Genomic DNA, 20950 nt, shown 5'->3' with positions numbered 1-20950 from the left:
CCTCAGGGGATCGGGCGCCCGACGCCCGAGCCGCGCGGGTCGGCGACGGCCTCAGGCTGGCCGTCGATCACGCGGATCGCCTGCACGTCGCCATTGAAGCCCTGTGTCTTGAACGCGTAGCCACGCTCGGTCAGGAGCTTCCGCTGGGCGTCCGGAACCGGCTTGGATTCCTCGACGTAGATCGTATCCACCGGCAGCAATTGGTGGTGGAAACGAAATGCGCCGACTGCCGAGGGCAAGCTGAGCTGGTAGTCGTAGACGTTGCTGAGCACCTGGTAGACCGTCGTCGGAATCCGCGAGCCGCCCGGTGTGCCGAGCACCATTGCAACCTTATCCTGCGAGTCGAGCAGGATCGTCGGCGACATCGACGACAACGGACGCTTGCGCGGCGCGATCGCGTTCGCGTCCGAGCCGACCACGCCGAACTGGTTCGGCGCATTGGGCTTTGAAGAGAAATCGTCCATTTCGTCGTTCAGCAGAAAGCCGCCCTTGTCGACGACCACACCCGAACCGAACGGCCCGTTCAGGGTGTAGGTATTCGAGACCGCGTTACCCCATTTGTCGACGACCGAGAACTGCGTGGTCTGCGGCTTTTCGCCGCTCTCGGAGGATGGCGTCGTCTCCTGGTCCGCACTCGAGACCGCCGACGCGGTGGAAGCCTCCTGCCCACTCATGCTTGCCGGAACGCCCGAGGCCGAGGAAGCACCCGAAACGCTGGCCGTGCCCGGCGCGCCATCCGCTTCCAGCCCGGGCTTGACCGACTGCGTATTGGAGATGGCATCGGGATTGATCTGCATCGCCCGCTTGGCAAGATAGGTGTCGTCGACCAGCTGGGCGGTCGGATTCTTGATGAAGTCGGGGTCGCCCAGATAACTCGCCCGGTCGGCGAACACGCGCTTTTCCATCTCGGCGACCAGATGAATGTACTGCGCCGAGTTCGGCTCGACATTCGCGAACTTCGCCATCAGGTCTTCGCGCATCTTGAGCATCTGCAGCAAAATGATGCCGCCCGAGCTCGGCGGCGGCGCGGTCACGACCTGGTAGCCGCGCCAGTTGCCGGTCAGCGGCTCGCGCCAGACCGCCTTGTAGCCGGCAAGGTCTTCCTTCGAGATCAGGCCGTGGCCGCGCATGCCCCGCGCGATCATGTCGGCCGTCTTACCCGTGTAAAACTCGCTCGCGCCCTTGTCGGCGATCCGCCCGAGTGTTTCGGCGAGCTCCGGCTGCCGGAATGTCGCGCCCTCGCTCAGGCTCGAGAAATAGGCGTCGAAATTGGTGCGCCCCTTGAATTCCGCGGCTGCCCTGCTCCGCTCGCTGGCCAGCCGCTTGTCGACCACGAAGCCCTTTTCCGCATAGCCGATCGCCGGGGCAAGGACCTGCTTCCACTTGAGCTTGCCGAAGCGGCGCTGCGCCTCCCACATGCCGGCGACCGTGCCCGGCACACCGGCCGAACGCGCGCCGATCAGGCTCAACTTGTCGATCACATTCCCATTCGCGTCGAGGTACATATCGCGCGTGGCCGTCGCGGGCGCGGTCTCGCGATAGTCGAGGAAGTACGGTTTGCCGTCGACGACGAGCGTCATGAAGCCGCCGCCGCCGAGGTTGCCCGCGTCCGGATAGGTCACGGCGAGCGAGAAGGCAATCGCGACACCCGCGTCAACCGCATTGCCGCCGGCCGCGAAGATCTGCTGGGCCGTGTCTGCCGCATAGTGGTCCGGCACGGCAACCGCGTTTGCGCGCAGCACGGAATGAGGTGTCTTGGCGAACGCCGCGGCCGGCGTCAAGCCGAGGCCGGCAACGCCAGCCATCCCCGAGACGTTGGCAAAACCCGCGAGCGACGCCGCCCCGAGCCAGAGCGCGCGTTTCATGAGCGCACGTCGGCGCATGGCAAGTCCGTGATTCCATCCGGTCATCGTCTACCTCCCTTGAATCGTTGATGTTGCGCAATACAAGTGCTTAACGTAAACGCGGCAAATGCCGTCAATGCGGTAAATCCAGCAAGGGCGGCACCCCGTTACGATCGAGTTCATGCCAGCTGGCGCCGGTGCCTGCCCCAAAGCTGCCTCGCCCATTATCTCGTGCCGTTGCGCGGGGCACGTGCGGTAAAATGACCTATCCTTGCGGAGGCGCGCAGCGCTTTCGTATCCAGAATTTTCATCGCGGCGAATAATTTCGCCGCCCGATCCGCCGAGCAGCCTCTTCGCGCATGAGCAACGAACGTACCGAACGCCCTGATGCCCCGACAGCATCGAACTTCATCCGCAACGTGATCGATGAAGACAACCGGAACCGCAAGTGGGCGGGCCGCGTCGAGACACGCTTCCCGCCGGAGCCGAATGGCTACCTCCATATCGGCCATGCCAAGTCGATCTGCCTGAACTTCGGCGTCGCCCGCGACTATGGCGGCGTCTGCCACCTGCGCCTCGACGACACGAACCCCGAAAAAGAGAGCATGGAGTATGTCGACTCGATCGTCGAGGCGGTCCGCTGGCTCGGCTATACCTGGCAGCAAGGCGATAAGAACCATCTGTACTTCGCCAGCGATTACTACGAGAAGCTCTATCAATTCGCCGAAATCCTGATCGAGCGCGGCAAGGCCTATGTCGACAGTCAGAGCGCCGAGGAAATGCGCGTCAATCGCGGCTCGCTGACCGAATCCGGCCGTGCGTCGCCGTTTCGCAGCCGCACACCCGCCGAGAATCTCGACCTGTTCCGCCGCATGCGCGCGGGTGAGTTCGCCGAAGGCGAGCATGTGCTTCGCGCGAAGATCGACATGTCGTCGCCGAACATCAATATGCGCGACCCGGTGATCTACCGGATCCGCTTCGCGCATCACTACCGCACGGGCGATACGTGGTGCGTGTATCCGATGTACGACTACACGCACTGCATCTCGGACGCGATCGAAGGCATCACGCATTCGCTCTGCACGCTCGAATTCGAAGATCATCGCCCCCTGTATGACTGGGTGCTCGACGAGCTCGCCCAGGCAGGCGAATTCAAGCGCCCGCTGCCGCAGCAAATCGAGTTTGCGCGGCTCAACGTGACCTACGCGATCACCAGCAAGCGCAAACTGTTGCAGCTCGTGACCGAGAACCACGTGGACGGCTGGGACGACCCGCGTATGCCGACGCTCGTCGGACTGCGGCGGCGCGGCTTCACGCCGGGCAGCATCCAGCTCTTCTGTGAGCGGATCGGCGTGTCGAAGGCGGATTCGTGGATCGACATGGGGGTGCTCGAGCAATCGCTCCGAGACGACCTCGATAACGTCGCGCCCCGCGCGACAGCGGTGCTCGACCCACTCAAGCTGATCGTCGACAACTACCCGGCCGGCAGCGAGGAGACGTGCAGCGCACCGGTGCATCCGCACCATCCGGAGCGCGGCTCGCGGACCTTCCCGTTCTCGCGCGAACTGTGGATTGAACGCGAGGACTTCGACGAGCATCCGCCCAAGGGCTATTTCCGGCTGTTCCCGGGCAACAAGGTACGGCTGCGTTATGGCTTCGTCATCGAGTGCACGGGCTGCGACAAGGACGAGAACGGCAACGTGGTTGCGGTGCATTGCAACTACTTCCCGGACAGCAAATCGGGCACCGAAGGGTCGAACAACTACAAGGTGAAGGGCAATATCCACTGGGTCAGCGCGACGCATGCGTATGAGGCCGAGGTGCGGCTCTACGACCGGCTGTTCGCCGAACCCCAGCCCGATGCGGGCGGGCGCGACTACCTGACGGTGCTGAACCCGAACTCGAAGCGCGTCGTCAAGGCTTTCCTCGAACCGGGCGCCGCCGTTATGAACGCCGAAGACCACCTGCAATTCGAACGGCACGGCTACTTCGTCGCGGACAAGATCGATTCGCAACCGGGCAAGCCTGTATTCAACCGCATCGTCAGCCTGAAGGACAGCTGGGGACGGTAAGGCACTGGCCGTGCATGAAACCGCGCGACCCAGCGCGGTTTTTTTTCGTCGACACGCTGCGCGAGCCACCGCCCAGGGTTCACGCGCCGCAAGCTAGAATGAAGCTTCCCTCTCAATTGCCGGAGACAGACGATGGCCGCTTCGATCGAAGTCGTGCTCGAGCCCCGCAATCAGGATATCGGCGTGCCGGTGCGCCGGCTGCTCCCGCAACGCGGACATCGGGCCTGCGGGCCCTTCGTGTTTTTCGATCATATGGGCCCGGTCGAAATCGAGCCGGGCCGTGGCCTCGACGTGCGGCCGCATCCGCATATCGGCCTGGCGACAGTCACCTATCTGTTCGACGGCGCCTTCATGCATCGTGACAGTCTCGGTACCGTCCAGCGAATCGAGCCTGGTGATGTGAACTGGATGAGCGCGGGCAAGGGCATCACCCACTCGGAGCGTTCGCCCGACGACCTGCGCCAGTCGGGCGGGAAAGTCCACGGCATCCAGACCTGGATTGCGCTGCCGGCCGAAGACGAGCAGACCGAACCCTGGTTCCGCCACTACCCGGCCGCCGACATCCCCTTGCTGACGCGCGATGGCGCGACGCTTCACGTGATCGCCGGCGATGCGTTCGGCGTGCGCTCTCCTGTCGAGACGGCGTCGCGCACGCTCTACGTCGCGGTCTGTCTGGGTGCGGACGCATCGCTGACGGTCCCGGCCGAGCATGTCGAGCGCGGCATCTACCTGATCGACGGCGAGCTCGCGATCGACGGGACATCGCTTGGCACTCACCATGTCGCATTGCTCGTGCGCGATGCGGCAGTCGAATTGCGCGCCGGCCCGCAAGGCGCCCGCCTCATGCTGTTCGGCGGCGATCCGCTCGATGGCCCACGCTATATCGACTGGAATTTCGTGTCGAGCCGTCACGACCTGATCGACTCAGCCAAGCTTGCCTGGCGCGCACAAGACTTTCCCAAGGTCCCTGGCGAGACCGAATGGATTCCCTTGCCGGACTGACCGCGCATCTTGAACGGCACACCCGCGCCCCCAACTAGACCAAATTGAAGAATCGAGAGAACACATGATGGATACCACCCTGGCCACGTTCGAGAACGATGTGATCGCCGCGTCGCAGCAGACTCCCGTGCTCGTTGACTTCTGGGCGCCCTGGTGCGGACCGTGCAAGACCCTCGGGCCCATGCTCGAGAAACTCGAAGCCGACTACAACGGCGCCTTCCGCCTCGTCAAGATCAATTCGGATGAGAATCCCGAGCTCGCTCAGCATTTCAATATCCGCAGCATCCCGTTCGTCGTCGCTTTCGTCGACGGCCAGCCAGTCGACCAGTTCGTCGGTGTGCTGCCCGAATCGCAATTGCGCGCGTTCATCGACAACCTGCTGCCGAACCCGACCGAGTCGGAACGCCGCGCGGCAATCATTGCACTCGAAGAAGGACGTCGCGACGACGCCTATGGTCATCTGCAGGCCGCGCTCGCCTACGACCCGGGCTTCGACGACGTGCGGCTCGACCGCATCGAGATGCTGATCGAGGACAACCGGATTGACGACGCGCGGGCCGAACTCGAACGCGTGTCGCCGAAAATCGCGCAGGGAATCGATTCACGCTACAACGCGATCAAGACGCAGCTCGACGCGGTCGAGGTGGTCGCCGAACTGCCGCCGCCCGAAGAGTTGTCGAGCAAGATCGAGCGCAACCCCGCCGATCTTGATGCACGGTTCGACCTCGCCAACTGGCTGATCGCGGAGAAGCGCTACGAGGCGGCGCTCGAGCAACTGTTGGAGATCGTGGTGCGCGACCGTACCTTCAAGGATGATGTGGGCCGCAAGACGATGTTGTCGGTGTTCGATCTCGCATCCGGCCGGCCGGAACTCGTCGCGGCATGGCGGCGCAAGCTGAGTGCGGCGCTGAACTAGGCCGGCGGTCTCACGGATGGAAGGCTGGACGGCTGGAGGACTGGCCGCCCAGCGGCGGATTTCGAAGAAGCCGGGCTGCGGATCCGAGACGCCGTCCGCAGGCCAGAGCGCCCGGCATGGCGCCGCGCCAGCTACTGCCTGGCAAGCGCCCGCAAGACATGCGCGGCGGCGGCAAAACCAAAGGGCGCCGTCACGCAAACGCTTGAGCCAAACCCCGCGCAATTGAGTCCGACCGGCCCGCGCGCCGGGGCATCTGTCTGCCCCTCCCCGCCTTGCTCATTGCCGGCGGCCGTTGCCACCGCCGGGTAGATCAAGGGCTCGTCCGAATAGACCGCAGGCACTTTGAAGCGCGCCTTAGGTCCGCGTGCGAAACCGTGCTCCTTGCGCAGTTGTGCACGAACCTTTGCGAGCAGCGGATCCTGGATCGTCAAGGCAAGGTCGTCGATGCGCAAGCGTGTCGGATCGAGCTGCCCGCCCGCGCCACCGACCGTGATCAGCGGTTGTTTGTGCGCAACACACCAAGCGATCAAGGCCACTTTGGTTCGCACGCTATCGATCGCATCGACGATGAAGTCAAAACCCCCGCCGAGCAGCCGGTCCATATTGTCGGGCTCGATGAAGTCCTCGACCTGGGTGACACGGCAAGCCGGATCGATCTGCGTGATCCGCTCGGCCATCGCCGTGACCTTCGCTTTGCCGTAATTGCCGTCGAGCGCGTGAATCTGACGATTGGTATTGCTCTCCGCTACGTTATCGAGGTCGATGAGTGTCAGATGCCCGATCGCGCTGCGTGCGAGTGCCTCGACGACCCAGGATCCGACACCGCCGATCCCGATCACCGCGACATGCGCGTGCTCGAAACGCTCGAGCGCCTCCGGTCCGTAGAGACGCGCGACGCCGCCAAACCGCCGCGCACGGTCGGGCAGGTCGAAGTCCGGCGCAGGCGCGAGGTCGCCTGCAAGGCTGGGCAACGCGGTAGTAGAATTCGCGATTGTTGTCGAGTCGGACATGGGAACTCAAAAAAGCAGGTCTGCAAAAACAGATACAAAGCAGGCGTTGGACCATGCGCTCAAGGCGGTCGCGCCGCTCCTGACGATATTGTGCCGGAAATTGTACAAATCGCCCTGTTGCGCCCACCGCGTATTGTGCGAGCTTTCCTGAGGAAGCCCTAGCCTGCCAACTCGATATCCATTGGCTATACTTTCAAGACTTTAAGCGCACGCGCAACAATCGTGACTTCCCTTGCCGACCTTCGCCAGACATATGCACGCGACTCGCTGTCGGAAACGGATGTCGACCCCGATCCCATTCAGCAGTTCGAGAAGTGGTTTGCCGAGGCCCAGGCCGCCAACGTGCCCGAACCGAATGCAATGAGTTTGGCCACGGTCAACGCGCAGGGCCGCCCGTCAAACCGGATCGTCCTGATCAAGGGTGTCGATGCGCGGGGCTTTGTCTTCTTCACGAGTTATGAAAGCGCAAAGGGCCGCGATCTCGCGCAGAATCCCAATGCAAGCCTGCTTTTTTTCTGGACGGAGCTCGAACGCCAGATCCGCATTGAAGGACGCGTCGAGAAAACCTCCGCCGACGAAAGCGACCGGTATTTTCATTCGAGACCGCTCGGATCGCGCATCGGCGCATGGGCATCGATCCAGAGCAGCGTGACGGACCGCGCGGCGCTCGAAGCGCGCGAAGTCCGATTTGCTGCACAATACGGCGACCACCCGCCACGTCCGCCCCAATGGGGCGGCTATCGGCTGGTGCCGGACGCGATCGAATTCTGGCAGGGGCGTCCGTCGCGCCTGCACGATCGCATCAAGTTTTCACGCAGTATCGGCGGCAATTGGCAAATCGTCAGGCTATCGCCCTGACAGTGCGGCCGCTTCAGTCGTTTTCGCATTTTTGAATAGGTAGGCTGCCGGGATGCGGTAGCGAGTCTGTTTCCAGGTCATCCCCCTCACGGGGAGGGATGCGACTCGCGTTTTACGCATTTCAGGCACTGAATCGTATCGTTGAGCACGGAGAAGATACATGTTCTGGGAGAAGAAACTCGCGCAGTGGGTCGCCGATATGCGCGCAACCGCTAATTTGCCGGCTCGGTTGGTGTTGTGGGATGGCCACCAGTATGACTTTGGCAATTTTTCGGAACCGCAGGTGACGATGCATGTGAAAGGCGCATCGGCCATGCCATACCTGCTTTCACCTAGCCTCGATAATCTCGGTGAAGCCTATGTAAAAGGCAAGATCGATATCGAAGGCAAGCTCAGCGATGTGATCGATATCGGCTATGCGCTTGCGCGCTCGACGATCACCTCGGGCCGCAAGCTCGACCGGGTGTTGCGCTATTTCACCCACACGCGCTCCTCCGACAAGAAAGCGATCCAGTATCACTACGACGTCTCGAATGAGTTCTACCAGCTGTGGCTCGACCCCAATATGGTGTATTCGTGCGCCTATTTCGAGAACGGCGACGAGGATCTCGCGACGGCGCAGCTGAAGAAGATCGACCATATCCTGACGAAGATCCAGATCCAGCCAGGCCAGACCCTGCTCGACATCGGTTGCGGCTGGGGTGCGCTCGTGATTCGCGCGGCCCAGAAGTTCAATGCCCGATGCGTGGGTGTCACGCTCTCGCAGAACCAGTTCGATCTTGCGACCGCGCGCGTCAAGGCCGCCGGACTCGAAGGCCAGATCGAGATCCGCCTGCAGGACTACCGTGACGTCCAAGGCCAGTTCGACCGGATCACGAGCGTCGGGATGTTCGAGCACGTTGGACGCAAGAACCTGCCCGACTACTTCTCGCGCGTGAAGGACCTGCTCAAGGACGACGGCGTCGCGATGAACCACGGCATCACCTCGAGCGATGCGGCAAGCGGCGAAACCTCGCTCGGCGGTGGCGAATTCATCGACAAGTATGTGTTTCCCGACGGCGAACTCCCGCATATCGGCCTGGCGCTCGAATCAATGCAGCGTGGCGGACTCGAGGCGATCGACGTCGAGAACCTGCGCCGTCACTATGCGCGTACGCTCAACATCTGGGCCGAGAACTTCGAGAAGCGCGCCGACGAGGCACGCCTGCAAGTCGACGACGAGAAGTTCCGGATCTGGCGCGTGTACCTCGCAGGGTGTGCCTATGCGTTCACCAACGACGACGTGTCGATCTTCCAGATTGTCTGCCGTAAAGCGGGACGCCCGGCCGATACGCTGCCGTGGTCGCGCCGCTATATCTACGACAAGCCGCTGTAACGATGGCTGATTCGCCGGACCTCACCGGCCCCCCGGACAGTTCGACCTGTTCGGCGGGACCGGCGAGGCCGCTGTGCCGGCCGTGCCGGCGGCGGCGGCTCCGGCTGACAGCGCCCCCTCTCCTCGCAGGAAACGCGGCACACCGCAGCCCACGGGCCCAAGACGGGGCGCACCCGTCGTGGCGCCCGATTTCGACGAAACGCTGGTCGCGCTCGGTGAGGCCTTGCCCGGCGAGATCCATCTCGGCACCTCGACGTGGTCGTTTCCAGGCTGGCGTGGACTCGTCTACCGCGACGACGTCTCCCCTACCAAGCTCTCGCGCGAAGGTCTTCACGCTTACGGACAGCATCCGGTGCTCGGCTGCGTCGGGATCGATCGATCGTTCTATGCGCCGCTGACGGTGGCCCAATACGCCCGCCATGCGGCACAGGTGCCCGACGCCTTCCGCTTCGTCGTCAAGGCCCCCGCATCGGTTTGCGACGCGGCCCTACGCGGTCCGCGCGGCGGTACGCTTGCGCCGAACCCCACCTTCCTCGACCCGGCGCTCGCACGCGACGAATTCGTGGTTCCCTGCCTCGAGGGGCTTGGCCGAAAAGCTGGCGCGCTGGTCTTCCAGCTCTCGCCGATGACCCCGCCAATGCTCGCCGACCCCGCCGGCCTGATCGAACGGCTTGGCGATTTCTTCCGTCTACTGCCAGCGCTCGATGCCTATCCGGGCCAACCAGTCTATGCGCTCGAGATTCGCGATGCATCGCTGCTGACGCCGCGTTTTATCCGGATGCTCCGCGAGGCGGGAGTCCGCTACTGCGTGGGCATCCATGCGCGGATGCCCGATCCGCTGCGGCAAGCGGCGGCCCTCGCCCTGCTCGACGACGAGACAGTCGGCCCGCTGGTGGTTCGCTGGAGCCTCCACGCAGGCTTCGAATACGAGACCGCGAAGGCCCAGTACGCGCCGTTCGACCGGCTGGTCGACGAGGACGCCAACACGCGTGAAGCCCTGGCCGAGCTGGCTGCGCGCTATGCGATCGCGGGCCAGCCCGTGTTCATCACCGTCAACAACAAGGCCGAGGGCTCGGCCCCGCTGAGTTGCGTCAAGCTCGCGCAGGCGATACTGGCCACGCTCGCGAACCTCGCCGAGCCGGAGTAGCGCCGCGTGTCTAAGCTTGCCGCGACTTCAGGCGGCTCGCAAACTTCTGCCGGAACTTCGCGACTTTGGGTGCAACGACGAACGAACAATAGCCCTGGGTCGGATGCTGGGCAAAATAGTTCTGGTGATACGGCTCCGCAGGCCAGTAGTTGCCGTTCAGCGGCGATACTTCGGTCACGATCTTGCCGTCATAGAGCCCGGCTTTGGCAATCTCGTCGATCACCGAGAGCGCCGTTTCGCGCTGCGTATCGTCATGCGTAAAGACCACCGATCGGTATTGCGTGCCGACATCGTTACCCTGGCGGTTGAGTTGGGTCGGATCGTGGATCGCGAAAAAGATGTTCAGGATGTCCCGAAAACTGATCTTCGCCGGATCGAACTCGAGCCGGACGACTTCCGCGTGGCCCGTGTCGCCGTCGCAAATGCGCTCATAGCTTGGGTTCTTGAGTGCGCCGCCCGCATAGCCCGACTCGACGCGGGTCACGCCTTCGACGTCGAGAAACACCGCCTCGGTGCACCAGAAGCAGCCGCCGCCGAGTGTGGCCACTTCGACGGACCGGCCGCTGCCGGCTCGAGCCTCGGTACCCTGGCCGGCCGTGGTATCGGTTTGATGGAGTTCAGTCATGATTTCCTCTTCGTAGATTGCATGGATCGAGTCGCCCGCACTCCCCGACAGCACGCTGTCGGACTCATCCGTACTGGTCGAATCCAACCCGGAACCCTTACACAGGCTTCAGCTTAACCACTTTCCGATAGAATCGCTGCGAGGCCGTCAGGCCAACACTTACTCAACATGCGTCGCACGATCGCCAAAGTCATCGATTGCCATCGTTCGAAGCGTTCGTAGCCGTGCATGCAGGAACCTCCACCTATGACGCCTGCCATTGCCCAGCCCAATTTCGACGCCGTGGCATTTCGCCGCGTGCTTGGTCGCTTCGCGACCGGGGTGACCGTGATCACCACCCGCGCCGAGTCGGGCGCGCTCGTCGGGATTACTGCGAGCTCGTTCAATTCGGTATCACTGACGCCGCCGCTGATTCTCTGGAGTCTTGCGACGACTTCCGCCTCGATGCCGATTTTCCGCACCAACAGCCACTACGTCGTCAACGTGCTCTCGGCGTCCCAACTCGACCTGTGCCGGCGCTTCGCGACAGTCAAGGGCGACCGTTTCGAGGGCGTCAACCATCAGGCGAGCGAGACCGCGGGCCTGCCGATTCTCGAAGGCTCGCTCGCCTGGTTCGAATGCCATAACCGCAGCCGCTACGAAGAAGGCGACCACGTGATCTTCGTCGGCGAGGTCGTCCGTTGCGGCCTGCCGCCCGACGATGGCAGCGTCGCACCGCTCGTGTTCCAGGACGGCCGCTTCCATACCATCCATCCGCTCGAGTGAAGCAAGGAAGGGACATCCGCCATGACGACCTCCGCCCGTTTCCAGTGGGACGACCCGCTGCTGCTCGAACAGCAGTTGAACGATGATGAACGGATGGTGCGCGATGCCGCGCACGCGTACGCGCAGGACAAACTGTCGCCGCGCGTGCTCGAGGCGTTTCGCCACGAGCGGACGGATCCGTCGATCTTTCGCGAGATGGGCCAACTCGGCCTGCTCGGCGCGACGATTCCCCCCGAATACGGGGGGGCGGGTCTCAACTACGTGAGCTACGGTCTGATCGCACGCGAAGTCGAACGGGTCGACTCGGGCTACCGGTCGATGATGTCGGTCCAGTCGTCGCTGGTGATGGTGCCGATTCACGCGTTCGGCACGGAAGAACAGAAACGCCGGTATCTGCCGAAGCTCGCCACTGGCGAGTGGATCGGCTGCTTCGGCCTGACCGAACCCGATCACGGCTCCGATCCGGGCGGCATGAAGACGCGTGCGAAGAAAGTCGATGGCGGTTTTGTGCTCAATGGCAGCAAGATGTGGATCACCAATTCGCCGATCGCGGATGTGTTCGTGGTGTGGGCCAAACTGCCCAACGAGGCCGGCGAGGACGAGATCCGCGGCTTCGTGCTCGAAAAGGGAACGCAGGGCCTGAGTACGCCGACGATTCACGGCAAGATCGGCTTGCGCGCGTCCGTGACCGGCGAGATTGTGTTGAGCGATGCGTTCGTGCCCGACACCGCGATCTTCCCGGAGGTACGCGGCCTCAAGGGGCCGTTCACCTGTCTGAACTCGGCACGCTACGGCATCGCCTGGGGTGCGCTCGGCGCGGCCGAATCATGCTGGCATACGGCGCGTCAGTATGTGATCGACCGCAAGCAATTCGGCCGGCCTCTTGCGGCCAACCAGTTGATCCAAAAGAAGCTCGCGGACATGCAGACCGAGATCACCCTGGGACTGCAAGGTGTGCTCCGGCTCGGCCGCATGAAAGACGAAGGCACCGCGGCGGTCGATCTGACGTCGATGATGAAACGCAACTCGTGCGGCAAGGCACTCGATATCGCGCGGCTCGCGCGCGATATGCTCGGCGGCAACGGCATCTCGGACGAGTTCGGCATTGCGCGGCATTTGGTCAACCTTGAAGTCGTCAACACTTACGAGGGCACTCACGATATCCATGCCCTGATCCTCGGGCGCGCTCAGACCGGAATCCAGGCGTTCTTCTGATCGCGTGCCCCTGACTTTCCCCGCCGCAGCGAGAAGGATCGGCATCGGGATGCCTGCTACCGGCGATGCACTTGCGCCGACACCACAGAATGTTCGTTGCAGCATGAAAAAGGCCTGCCGGACTGATGTCCGGCAGGCCTTTTATATCGCGTGGCGAGAGGCTTACTTGTTCGGCTGCGGCGTCATACGCAAATACGGACGCACTGCCTTATAGCCCTTCGGAAACTTCTGCTTGAGGACTTCTTCATCCTTGAGCGATGGGACGATCACGACGTCGTCCCCATCTTTCCAGTTGCCCGGCGTCGCGACGGAATAATTGTCGGTCAGCTGGAGCGAGTCGATCACGCGCAGCACTTCGTCGAAGTTGCGGCCGGTGCTCGCGGGATAGGTAATGAACAGGCGCACCTTTTTCTTGGGGTCGATCACGAATAGCGAACGCACCGTGACGGTTTCGCTCGCGTTCGGATGAATCATGTCATAGAGCTCGGAGACCTTGCGATCGCCATCGGCGAGGATCGGAAAGCCGACGTTGGCGGCCTGCGTCTCGTTGATGTCCTTGATCCAGTCAGAATGGTTTTCCTTCGTGTCGACCGACAAGGCGATGGTCTTGACGTTACGCTTGGCAAACTCATTCGCCAGCTTTGCAGTCAGGCCCAGTTCGGTCGTGCACACCGGCGTGAAGTCGGCCGGATGCGAGAAGAGCACGCCCCAGCTGTCGCCCAGCCATTCGTGGAACTTGATGCGACCCGTGCTGGAATCCTGCTCGAAGTCGGGTGCGATGTCCCCGAGGCGCAAACTCATGGTGATTTCTCCGCTATTGAGGGTGAGGAAAACCCAGGCCACGCCGACTGCTTGCAGCACTGGGAAGTGTAGAAGAATACGTCAGGCGCTCCCTCGTGACGAACCAACTTTCACTTCTTTGCACATAAGTTTTTGTAATTTTTAGCCCGATGCGCCAAACTTTTGTGCGGTGCGAAGGATCGATGGCTATCCTGGAGTCAGGTACGCGGGATGCTCGCTATCAGGTCCATCTTTGGCTAGCATTAATGGCGTGGACGCCATCGAGTGGAGTGCGTATGTCGGAAATCAATAAGGAGAAACTGATGACGGATATCAAAACCGTGCTGTCGGACGCCGAGGAACTGCTGAAGCAAGCTGCCAGCACCACCGGCGAGCGTGCAACCGAACTACGCGAGAAAGCGGTCTCGCGCCTCAAGCAGGCCAAGGAAAAGGCTGCGGACGTGCAGGTCGTGGTAGTCGAGAAAGGCAAGAAGGCGGTACGCGCGACCGACGACTACGTGCATGAACATCCGTGGCAGGCCATCGGCATCGCGGCGGGCGTGGGCGTGCTCGTCGGCTTGCTGATCAATCGCCGTTAAGATGCGAGGCGGCGGCAGGCCAGTACGCATACGCGGATAAGCGCGTCGAGACGATGACGGCGCGTGCGGTGTGCCGGCTGACTGCCGCTTATCCGCTGCGGCTTGCGCCGCTTCAGGGTGGCCGTGCCAAAACTTGCCTCCAAGGCTAACCTACTGCGGTGCATGCCGGCCGCTCGCCTTCAATGACAAACGATTCGCATGCATCCGAAGCGGCACAAAGTCCGCTGCGCCGTATCGTCGGCGCCGTACTGGGGATTGCGCATACCCGTCTCGAACTGCTCGGCATCGAGCTGTCCGAGGAAAAGGATCGCCTGCTGACTGCGATGTTCATCGGCCTCGCTGCCATGCTGTTCGGCATGATGGCTTTGATCGCGTTTACCTTCCTCATTGCCGCGATGTTCTGGGACACTTACCGGTGGCAGTCGCTTACCGTGCTGAGTCTTGTCTACCTGCTGCTTGCAGTCTTATGTGCATTGCTTGCACGGCATCGGTTCCGGTCATCGCCGCCCATGTTCCAGGCAACGCTGGGCGAGCTCGAGAAAGACCGTGAGATGTTTCGGCCATAGAACAACGACAAGGACAACACCATGAACCGGCCGAACGACCCGCGCGAAGCGCTGGCCCTGAGCAGCCGCCGTCGCGGCGGCACCGACCGCGAATCGCGGGCAATCCGCAAGGAGATCCTTCTGCTGCGAAGCGAACTCGAACGCAGGGAGATCGCCGAGGCGAGTGCCGAGTTACGCAGCCGCTTCGCGCACTTTGGTTGGCTCAAGATGCTCGTGCCCCGGTTCGGCGCACGTGGCGGCCTGGCGGGGTTCAGCCATATGCTGAAGGACTACCCGCTCGTCAGTTCGTTGGCTTCGCTCGCCCTCACTCATGGGCCCAAAATGAAGTCGCTGAAGCGGCTCAAGCCCATGTTGAAATTCGGTGCGGTCGCATTCGCGGCATGGCAGGCCGTCAAGCTGTGGAAGGCGGCCACGGGTGGCGATGGTTCGCCGTGACACCTTGAGCTAGGCACCTGACCAGCATTGATCAGCGCTTGCCGTGCCGGTGTTTGAACGCCTGCCTGATGCGTCGAGGATGAAGCTGCCGCATGCGTCGCCGGCCATCGGACCGGATTCGACAGGCACTGCGACGATCCAGTAGGCAGTCGTGCTGGAGCTTGCGGTTCTTTGTATCGATGCTCCGGGCGTCACCTCCCTCACGATATCTCTCGCGGTAGTGGCTTTGAGCTCCAGGGGAAGGGGCGACTGCCTGCCAAAAATCACCCTGGCCTGTACGCCGGCAAGCGGCGAACCTGGCGCCTTGCCCGCCTCCACACTAAGGCGATAGACCATCGCTCCGTCCGCCGGTGCGCGCGCCAGATGCGCGGGCAAACGAAGCCATTGATCGTCGTATGATCCCTGCGTACGTGGCCCGGCGCCGTGCGCGGTGCCGCCCGCATGATCGAACAACCGGCGGCCTTCGATGTATTGAGCGGCCTGCCGGACCGCCAGCGCCGCATTGAGCCGGTGAGCGCGCGCAAAAAGTTGGCGGTAGGTTGGCACCGCGTAGCCGGCGATGGCCGCCGCGACGGCCAAAGCAATCATCGCCTCGATCAGGGATAGGCCGGAGGCCGCACGCGTCCTGCGCGACACGGGCCGACCCGACCGCGCGAAATGACGAGTACGGAGGGTTCGGCCAGCGCCTCGCCAGGAACCCGGCGAGGGCCTTCTGACGAGCGGCCGCCAATTGCGATGCAACATGCCGGGCGTGAACTCCAGGTCCAACTGAGCCCAGGACTGTGCGTCCCCGGTCGAACCGAATCCTCTCACCGTGATCCGATAGCGGCCGCTCGTGCGCGTCCGGCTGCCGGCGATCCGTTCGATCGCGCACTCTGGAACCTTGATCGAGCCGGGCCACCGGGCACCGCGGCCAAACACGGACAATGGACCTTCCGGAATTTCGTGTCCCCGTGAGCGCGCCGCGAGTACGCGTCGTTCGCACAGCGCCATGACCGCATCGGCCGCATGAAACGCTCGAACATGCTCCACCGCCGCCCGCGCGCCACCTGCTGCAAGCGAGCCGAATTGCAGCATGGCACCCGCCAATGCGGCGACCATGAAGACAAGGTTCAGTACGAGCATCAACGCCATGGCGCACTGCCTGAACGAATCGCGACCCATCCGCCGAGCACGGTACGGGCGGTCCGATCGGCCAGCGCAATACGCTGCCCCTCGCAGTCCACGTACGACATGGCCCGCTCATCGGCACGGCCGCGGGCCGTTACACAGAGGTCGAGCCCTTCGAGCATCGGCCCCTCAGGCGACGTAGTGGCCGATGCGCTGCGCGACACCCCGTCCGACCGGATGCCGTGCCGGATTCGAAGTGTATCTATCCCCGACACCATCGGCTGTGAGGCTCGATCACCGCGTCCCAGGCAGTACAACTCTGGCAAGCGCGTCGCGGGAAATTCACGCACGAACCATCGGCTCGCATCGAATTCGATGTCCATGCCGTCGATACCGACATCGGTGTCGGAACCGGCATCGGACAAGCGGCAAGTCGAACCTGCCGAGTGTGCGAATTGCACCCCATCGCCCAATCGTGCCCGCGCCGGCCCGCAAGTCGGTTGATCCCATGGGCCGGTCACCTGCGCCCCATCGCATGCAAAAACTGCCTGATATGGCCGATCTCGAAGCCGACTTGGGGGCGCGAGCGACGGAGCCGCACGCCGAGCGGCCTCCGCCACCAGCGACAAGGCATCGCTTGCATTCGAAAACGCCCCCAGCGTCTCGGCCGCGCTCTTGAACATCACGCGTTGACGTGCGTAGAACGTCAACATCGCCGTCACGATCAGGGATGCGGTCGCGGTGGCCACCATGAGTTCGATCATCGTATGCCCTCTGCTTGCGCTGAGCGGTGCCGGCCGATTGGGCGGCGCACCTCCGCCTGGCGTGCGACCGCAATCCGGATGCATGCAAGCCCCCCACGACATGAGGTGACTTTCGGCGAGCGGTCGACCAGCCAGGTCACCTCGAGCACATCGACTTCCTCCGCATACCTTTCGATGTCGAAACGCCCATTGGGCAGTGCAAGCCGGACACGTCGGTCCCATTCGCGTCGAACGACCTCGCGCGGCATGCCACTGCGCAATGCTTCGGCCGCGGCATCGGCGAGCCAGGCGGCGTGCCGGTATTCGAGCGCGGTCCGCATCAGTCTCAAGGCCTGCGTCTGCGCCGACAATGCGCCGAGCGCGATCACCGCGGAGAGCGACAACGCAATCAGAACCTCGAGCAGCGACGACCCCGAACAGCCTTTCGAGGATCGCCTCACGCACGCCCGCACCCGCCTTGCACCATTCGCACGCGGCCACTCGCGGCGATGAGGACGCAGCGACGTTGGCCTGCCGTTCCCCGCAGTCCGACTTCAAAATGACGGGGGCCGCCCGCGATACGCCCCGTCGGTGGCATGAAACGAACCGGCTTCGTATCGCCGATCACCATGACGTTCGCATCGAAGGAAGACTGCGTCAGCGCCGAGACCGCACGGCCCTCCGAGTCAGTACTCACGATCTGCACACAAGACCAATCTCCCGCCCCGGTCGTCCGCCCCCCATCACATTGGGGCCCCACGGCGACGCACTCCCCGTCCTGCCCGTCCTTGCCGCTGTGTAACCACCCCTGGCACAGGGTGACCTGCAAGCCGGTGCGCACGGCTTGGTCACGGCCGTGCTGCAAAAGGCCAAGCCAACCGCGCGAGGTCGCCTCAACTCGATCGCGCGCGCGCCAGCTTGCGAGCGCCGGGGCCGCGCACGCGGTGCCGGCCGCGAGAATCGCCAGTACCACCATCGACTCGAGAAGCCCGAAGCCTGCGGCTCCCGGCTTGCGAGGATTCACTCCCAACTTTTCCATCCGGCTCATCAGAGCGCTCCGTTAGTTCTGTTCAGTCGAGGTCACTTTACGGAGGTTCGCGGCGCCCCGACATTCGGCCGGATGGCCAACATCGCACAGGGCACAAGAGTGCGAGGACGAAAAAAAACCGGCTTGAAAAGCCGGTTTATCGATCTGCCGTCGGTCCCCTACACGCAGGGGTAAACAACACGCTAACGCTTGCGTCCAGGCTTCTGAGGTCCCGGATTGCGGATTTCCTGAAGCAGGTCCTGGAATTCGGAGACATCCTCGAAACGCCGATAGACCGATGCAAAGCGCACGTAAGCGATCTTGTCGAGCCGCCGCAATTCATTCATCACGAGCTCACCCAACTGCTCGCTGCGGATCTCGCGCTCGCCCGTGCCGAGAAGCTGGTATTCGATCCGCGCGACGGCGTCGGCCACCGATTCCGCACTGACGGGCCGCTTGCGCAGCGCAAGCTGGAGACTCGCCGCGAGCTTGTTCCGATCGAATTCGACACGGCTGCCGTCCTTCTTGACGACAGCCGGCAAACCCAGCTCGACCCGTTCATAGGTCGTGAAGCGCTTGTCGCACTCGGGGCAACGGCGACGCCGGCGGATCGCCGCGCCGTCCTCCGACACGCGCGAATCCACCACCTGAGTGTCTTCGTGCCGGCAGAACGGGCAGCGCATTGCGCGGATCAGCCGTAGACGGGGAAACGGCGCGTGAGCTCGGCAACCCGAACTTTCACCCGTTCAATCGTCGCCGCATCTTCCGGATTGTCGAGCACATCGGCAATCAGGTTGCCGACCTGCTCCGCCTCGGCCACGCCAAACCCACGGGTGGTCATCGCCGGCGAGCCGACACGAATGCCGCTCGTGACGAACGGCTTTTCCGGATCATTCGGAATCGCGTTCTTGTTGACCGTAATGTGCGCTGCGCCCAATGCGGCCTCGGCCGCCTTGCCGGTGATCTTCTTCGAACGGAGGTCGACCAGCATCACATGGCTTTCGGTCCTGCCCGACACGATGCGCAAGCCGCGCTTGACGAGCGTCTCGGCCAGCACGCGCGCATTGTCGGCGACCTGCTGCTGGTAGATCTTGAACTCAGGCGCGAGCGCTTCCTTGAAGGCCACGGCCTTGCCCGCGATCACATGCATCAGCGGGCCGCCCTGGATGCCCGGGAAGATCGCCGAATTGATCGCCTTCTCGTGCTCGGCCTTCATCAGGATCACGCCGCCGCGCGGGCCACGCAAGCTCTTGTGAGTCGTCGTCGTGACGAAGTCCGCGAACGGCACCGGGTTCGGATAGACGCCCGCGGCGATCAGCCCGGCGTAGTGCGCCATGTCGACCATGAAATACGCACCGACCGATTTCGCAATATTCGACATCCGCTCGAAATCGATCTTGAGCGAGAATGCCGACGCGCCCGCGATGATCAGCTTCGGCTTGGTTTCCTGCGCGAGCTTCTCCGCCGCCGCGTAGTCGATGTCCTCGTTCTCGTCGAGGCCATAGCTGACGACATTGAACCACTTGCCCGACATGTTGACCGGCGAGCCGTGTGTCAGGTGGCCACCGTGCGCGAGGCTCATCCCCATGATCGTGTCGCCTGGCTTGAGCATGGCGAAGAACACACCCTGGTTCGCCTGCGAACCCGAGTTCGGCTGGACATTCGCGGCTTCCGCGCCGAACAGTGCCTTGACCCGGTCGATCGCCAGTTGTTCGACGACGTCGACATACTCGCAGCCGCCGTAATAGCGCTTGCCCGGGTAGCCCTCGGCGTATTTGTTGGTGAGTTGCGAACCCTGCGCGGCCATCACGGCCGGGCTCGTATAGTTTTCCGAAGCAATCAGTTCGATGTGGTCTTCCTGACGCTGATCTTCCTGCTGGATCACGGCCCACAGTTCGGGGTCGACGTTGGCGATCGTGTGCTTGGCGTTATCAAACATGGCAATTCCGTTGACAATGGGGGTTCGGCCTGGCTCGCGTGGGTGTCGCGAACGGCTCGGAAAGGCAGTACGAAGGCGGGATAGCCTGCGGACAACCGAGCGAACCGGCGCGGAATGCAAAGTTTCGCACACGCATCGAGTCATGGCTGCCCAGGCGAACGGCTGAAAACACCCCTGCGCTTCACGGTGGTGGCCCACCTCGGACTTGAAAAAAGTCGCTATCGCCAGTCACACAGGGTTTCGGCGGTAGTGTATTGGATGACGCGTCAATAGGCAATCTCGGGCGCCCGCAGCCCCCTTGCGCAGGGGCCGCCAACCGTTTGGAACATGGCCGGATGGCCATCCGGCACGAACCGGTCGATGTTTTCGGTAAAATGCACGGATGAACTCGATTGCCCAATCCGCCGCGCGGCCGGACGCTTTCGTCTGGAGGATCCGCGTTTATTTCGAAGACACCGACATGGGCGGCATCGTCTTCTATGCGAACTACCTCAAATACTTTGAGCGAGCACGCACGGAATGGCTGCGCGCGTGCGGCGTGAGCCAGCGTGCGCTCACCGAGGCGAGCGGCACGATGTTCGTCGTGCGGGGAACCGCGCTCGACTATCACGCCCCGGCACGGCTCGACGACTGGCTCGAGATTACGACCCGCGTGGGCCGCATCGGTCGCGCCTCGGTCGATTTCGAGCAGCAGGCATGGTGTGAAGGAAAGCTGCTCGCGGGCGGGACGATCCGGGTAGGCTGTGTCGATCGCACGACAATGAAGCCCGCCGCGATTCCATCTGATACGTTTGCGGCGTTGAATGTGGGGCCGAGTATGGGTCCGCCGGATGACGATCCCCCGGACGGGGAGCCGAGTCGCGGCCCGTTGGTCGCGGCTCGTCAGGATTAGCAATGGATGATGACGATCAAAGATGACCCA

General features: G+C 63.0%; 21 protein-coding genes, 1 pseudogene and 1 riboswitch. Of the genes and pseudogenes, 12 read left to right on the top strand and 10 right to left on the bottom strand.

Features of this window, described 5'->3' with window-relative positions:
- Window positions 1-2: 2 nt before the first annotated feature.
- Window positions 3-1805 (bottom strand): gamma-glutamyltransferase, encoded by a 1803-nt coding sequence (gene ggt / locus HV670_RS11125; protein ID WP_246257244.1) that lies wholly within the window; start codon window positions 1803-1805, stop codon window positions 3-5.
- Between the two features lie 398 nt (window positions 1806-2203).
- Here ggt and HV670_RS11120 point away from each other — a divergent pair, with 398 nt between their 5' ends.
- From HV670_RS11120 to trxA, 3 genes are all read left to right on the top strand, one after another.
- Window positions 2204-3916 (top strand): glutamine--tRNA ligase/YqeY domain fusion protein, encoded by a 1713-nt coding sequence (locus HV670_RS11120; RefSeq protein WP_175104840.1) that lies wholly within the window; start codon window positions 2204-2206, stop codon window positions 3914-3916.
- Between the two features lie 132 nt (window positions 3917-4048).
- The gene (locus HV670_RS11115; protein ID WP_175104839.1) at window positions 4049-4918 is read left to right on the top strand and encodes a pirin family protein; all 870 of its coding nucleotides are present in this window, start codon (window positions 4049-4051) and stop codon (window positions 4916-4918) included.
- 67 nt (window positions 4919-4985) lie between these two features.
- On the top strand, window positions 4986-5834 hold the full coding sequence (trxA, locus tag HV670_RS11110) for a thioredoxin (protein WP_175104973.1): 849 nt from the start codon (window positions 4986-4988) through the stop codon (window positions 5832-5834).
- Between the two features lie 131 nt (window positions 5835-5965).
- On the opposite strand, the gene tcdA is transcribed toward trxA, so the two are convergent.
- Window positions 5966-6844 carry a tRNA cyclic N6-threonylcarbamoyladenosine(37) synthase TcdA gene (gene tcdA / locus HV670_RS11105; protein ID WP_175104838.1) on the bottom strand — a complete coding sequence of 293 codons (879 nt, stop codon included), beginning with the start codon at window positions 6842-6844 and terminating at the stop codon, window positions 5966-5968.
- 222 nt (window positions 6845-7066) lie between these two features.
- On the opposite strand from tcdA, the gene pdxH reads away from it, so the two are divergent.
- From pdxH to HV670_RS11090, 3 genes and pseudogenes are all read left to right on the top strand, one after another.
- Window positions 7067-7702 carry a pyridoxamine 5'-phosphate oxidase gene (pdxH, locus tag HV670_RS11100; protein ID WP_175104837.1) on the top strand — a complete coding sequence of 212 codons (636 nt, stop codon included), beginning with the start codon at window positions 7067-7069 and terminating at the stop codon, window positions 7700-7702.
- 160 nt (window positions 7703-7862) lie between these two features.
- The gene (locus tag HV670_RS11095) at window positions 7863-9077 is read left to right on the top strand and encodes an SAM-dependent methyltransferase (RefSeq protein WP_175104836.1); all 1215 of its coding nucleotides are present in this window, start codon (window positions 7863-7865) and stop codon (window positions 9075-9077) included.
- Between the two features lie 67 nt (window positions 9078-9144).
- Window positions 9145-10224 (top strand): annotated as a pseudogene (locus tag HV670_RS11090) (DUF72 domain-containing protein); the annotation flags it as partial.
- 10 nt (window positions 10225-10234) lie between these two features.
- On the opposite strand, the gene msrA reads toward HV670_RS11090, so the two are convergent.
- Window positions 10235-10771, bottom strand: coding sequence for a peptide-methionine (S)-S-oxide reductase MsrA (msrA, locus tag HV670_RS11085; RefSeq protein ID WP_246257243.1), 537 nt, complete (start codon window positions 10769-10771; stop codon window positions 10235-10237).
- 324 nt (window positions 10772-11095) lie between these two features.
- Between msrA and HV670_RS11080 the strand changes: the two genes are divergently transcribed.
- Both HV670_RS11080 and HV670_RS11075 read left to right on the top strand, forming a co-directional pair.
- Window positions 11096-11614 carry a flavin reductase family protein gene (locus HV670_RS11080; RefSeq protein ID WP_175104835.1) on the top strand — a complete coding sequence of 173 codons (519 nt, stop codon included), beginning with the start codon at window positions 11096-11098 and terminating at the stop codon, window positions 11612-11614.
- 21 nt (window positions 11615-11635) lie between these two features.
- Complete coding sequence (locus HV670_RS11075; RefSeq protein WP_175104834.1) at window positions 11636-12829, top strand: acyl-CoA dehydrogenase; 1194 nt, start codon at window positions 11636-11638, stop codon at window positions 12827-12829.
- A 162-nt stretch (window positions 12830-12991) separates the two neighbouring features.
- On the opposite strand, the gene HV670_RS11070 is transcribed toward HV670_RS11075, so the two are convergent.
- On the bottom strand, window positions 12992-13630 hold the full coding sequence (locus HV670_RS11070) for a peroxiredoxin (protein WP_175104833.1): 639 nt from the start codon (window positions 13628-13630) through the stop codon (window positions 12992-12994).
- Between the two features lie 275 nt (window positions 13631-13905).
- Here HV670_RS11070 and HV670_RS11065 point away from each other — a divergent pair, with 275 nt between their 5' ends.
- From HV670_RS11065 to HV670_RS11055, 3 genes are all read left to right on the top strand, one after another.
- Window positions 13906-14208 carry an ElaB/YgaM/YqjD family protein gene (locus HV670_RS11065; protein ID WP_175104832.1) on the top strand — a complete coding sequence of 101 codons (303 nt, stop codon included), beginning with the start codon at window positions 13906-13908 and terminating at the stop codon, window positions 14206-14208.
- Window positions 14209-14390: 182 nt separating this feature from the next.
- Window positions 14391-14774 (top strand): phage holin family protein, encoded by a 384-nt coding sequence (locus tag HV670_RS11060; protein ID WP_175104831.1) that lies wholly within the window; start codon window positions 14391-14393, stop codon window positions 14772-14774.
- A gap of 21 nt (window positions 14775-14795) precedes the next feature.
- Entirely contained in the window at window positions 14796-15209 is a 414-nt protein-coding gene (locus HV670_RS11055; protein ID WP_175104830.1) for a DUF3318 domain-containing protein, read from the top strand.
- Between the two features lie 9 nt (window positions 15210-15218).
- Here HV670_RS11055 and HV670_RS11050 read toward each other — a convergent pair whose 3' ends face one another.
- The 6 genes from HV670_RS11050 to glyA form a co-directional block, all read right to left on the bottom strand.
- Window positions 15219-16343 carry a hypothetical protein gene (locus HV670_RS11050; RefSeq protein WP_175104829.1) on the bottom strand — a complete coding sequence of 375 codons (1125 nt, stop codon included), beginning with the start codon at window positions 16341-16343 and terminating at the stop codon, window positions 15219-15221.
- Window positions 16334-17083, bottom strand: a complete 750-nt coding sequence (locus tag HV670_RS11045; RefSeq protein ID WP_175104828.1) for a hypothetical protein — start codon at window positions 17081-17083, stop codon at window positions 16334-16336. The genes HV670_RS11050 and HV670_RS11045 overlap by 10 nt, the downstream gene beginning before the upstream one ends.
- Window positions 17080-17523 (bottom strand): type IV pilus modification PilV family protein, encoded by a 444-nt coding sequence (locus HV670_RS11040; protein WP_175104827.1) that lies wholly within the window; start codon window positions 17521-17523, stop codon window positions 17080-17082. Before HV670_RS11040 ends, HV670_RS11045 begins: the two co-directional genes overlap by 4 nt.
- Window positions 17520-18110: a pilus assembly FimT family protein gene (locus HV670_RS11035; protein ID WP_175104826.1), complete on the bottom strand. Its 591-nt coding sequence runs from the start codon at window positions 18108-18110 to the stop codon at window positions 17520-17522. Before HV670_RS11035 ends, HV670_RS11040 begins: the two co-directional genes overlap by 4 nt.
- A gap of 182 nt (window positions 18111-18292) precedes the next feature.
- Entirely contained in the window at window positions 18293-18772 is a 480-nt protein-coding gene (nrdR, locus tag HV670_RS11030; protein ID WP_175104825.1) for a transcriptional regulator NrdR, read from the bottom strand.
- 8 nt (window positions 18773-18780) lie between these two features.
- Window positions 18781-20028, bottom strand: a complete 1248-nt coding sequence (gene glyA, locus HV670_RS11025) for a serine hydroxymethyltransferase (protein WP_175104824.1) — start codon at window positions 20026-20028, stop codon at window positions 18781-18783.
- 141 nt (window positions 20029-20169) lie between these two features.
- A riboswitch (ZMP/ZTP riboswitch) is annotated at window positions 20170-20270 on the bottom strand.
- Window positions 20271-20410: 140 nt separating this feature from the next.
- Here glyA and ybgC point away from each other — a divergent pair.
- Window positions 20411-20920 carry a tol-pal system-associated acyl-CoA thioesterase gene (ybgC, locus tag HV670_RS11020; RefSeq protein ID WP_175104823.1) on the top strand — a complete coding sequence of 170 codons (510 nt, stop codon included), beginning with the start codon at window positions 20411-20413 and terminating at the stop codon, window positions 20918-20920.
- Window positions 20921-20950: the final 30 nt, after the last annotated feature.

This window comes from Pararobbsia alpina, from assembly GCF_902859895.1.
GTDB classification, from domain to species: domain Bacteria; phylum Pseudomonadota; class Gammaproteobacteria; order Burkholderiales; family Burkholderiaceae; genus Pararobbsia; species Pararobbsia alpina.
Note: the sequence above shows the minus strand (reverse complement) of the source record. Positions and strands in the feature narration are given on the sequence as shown.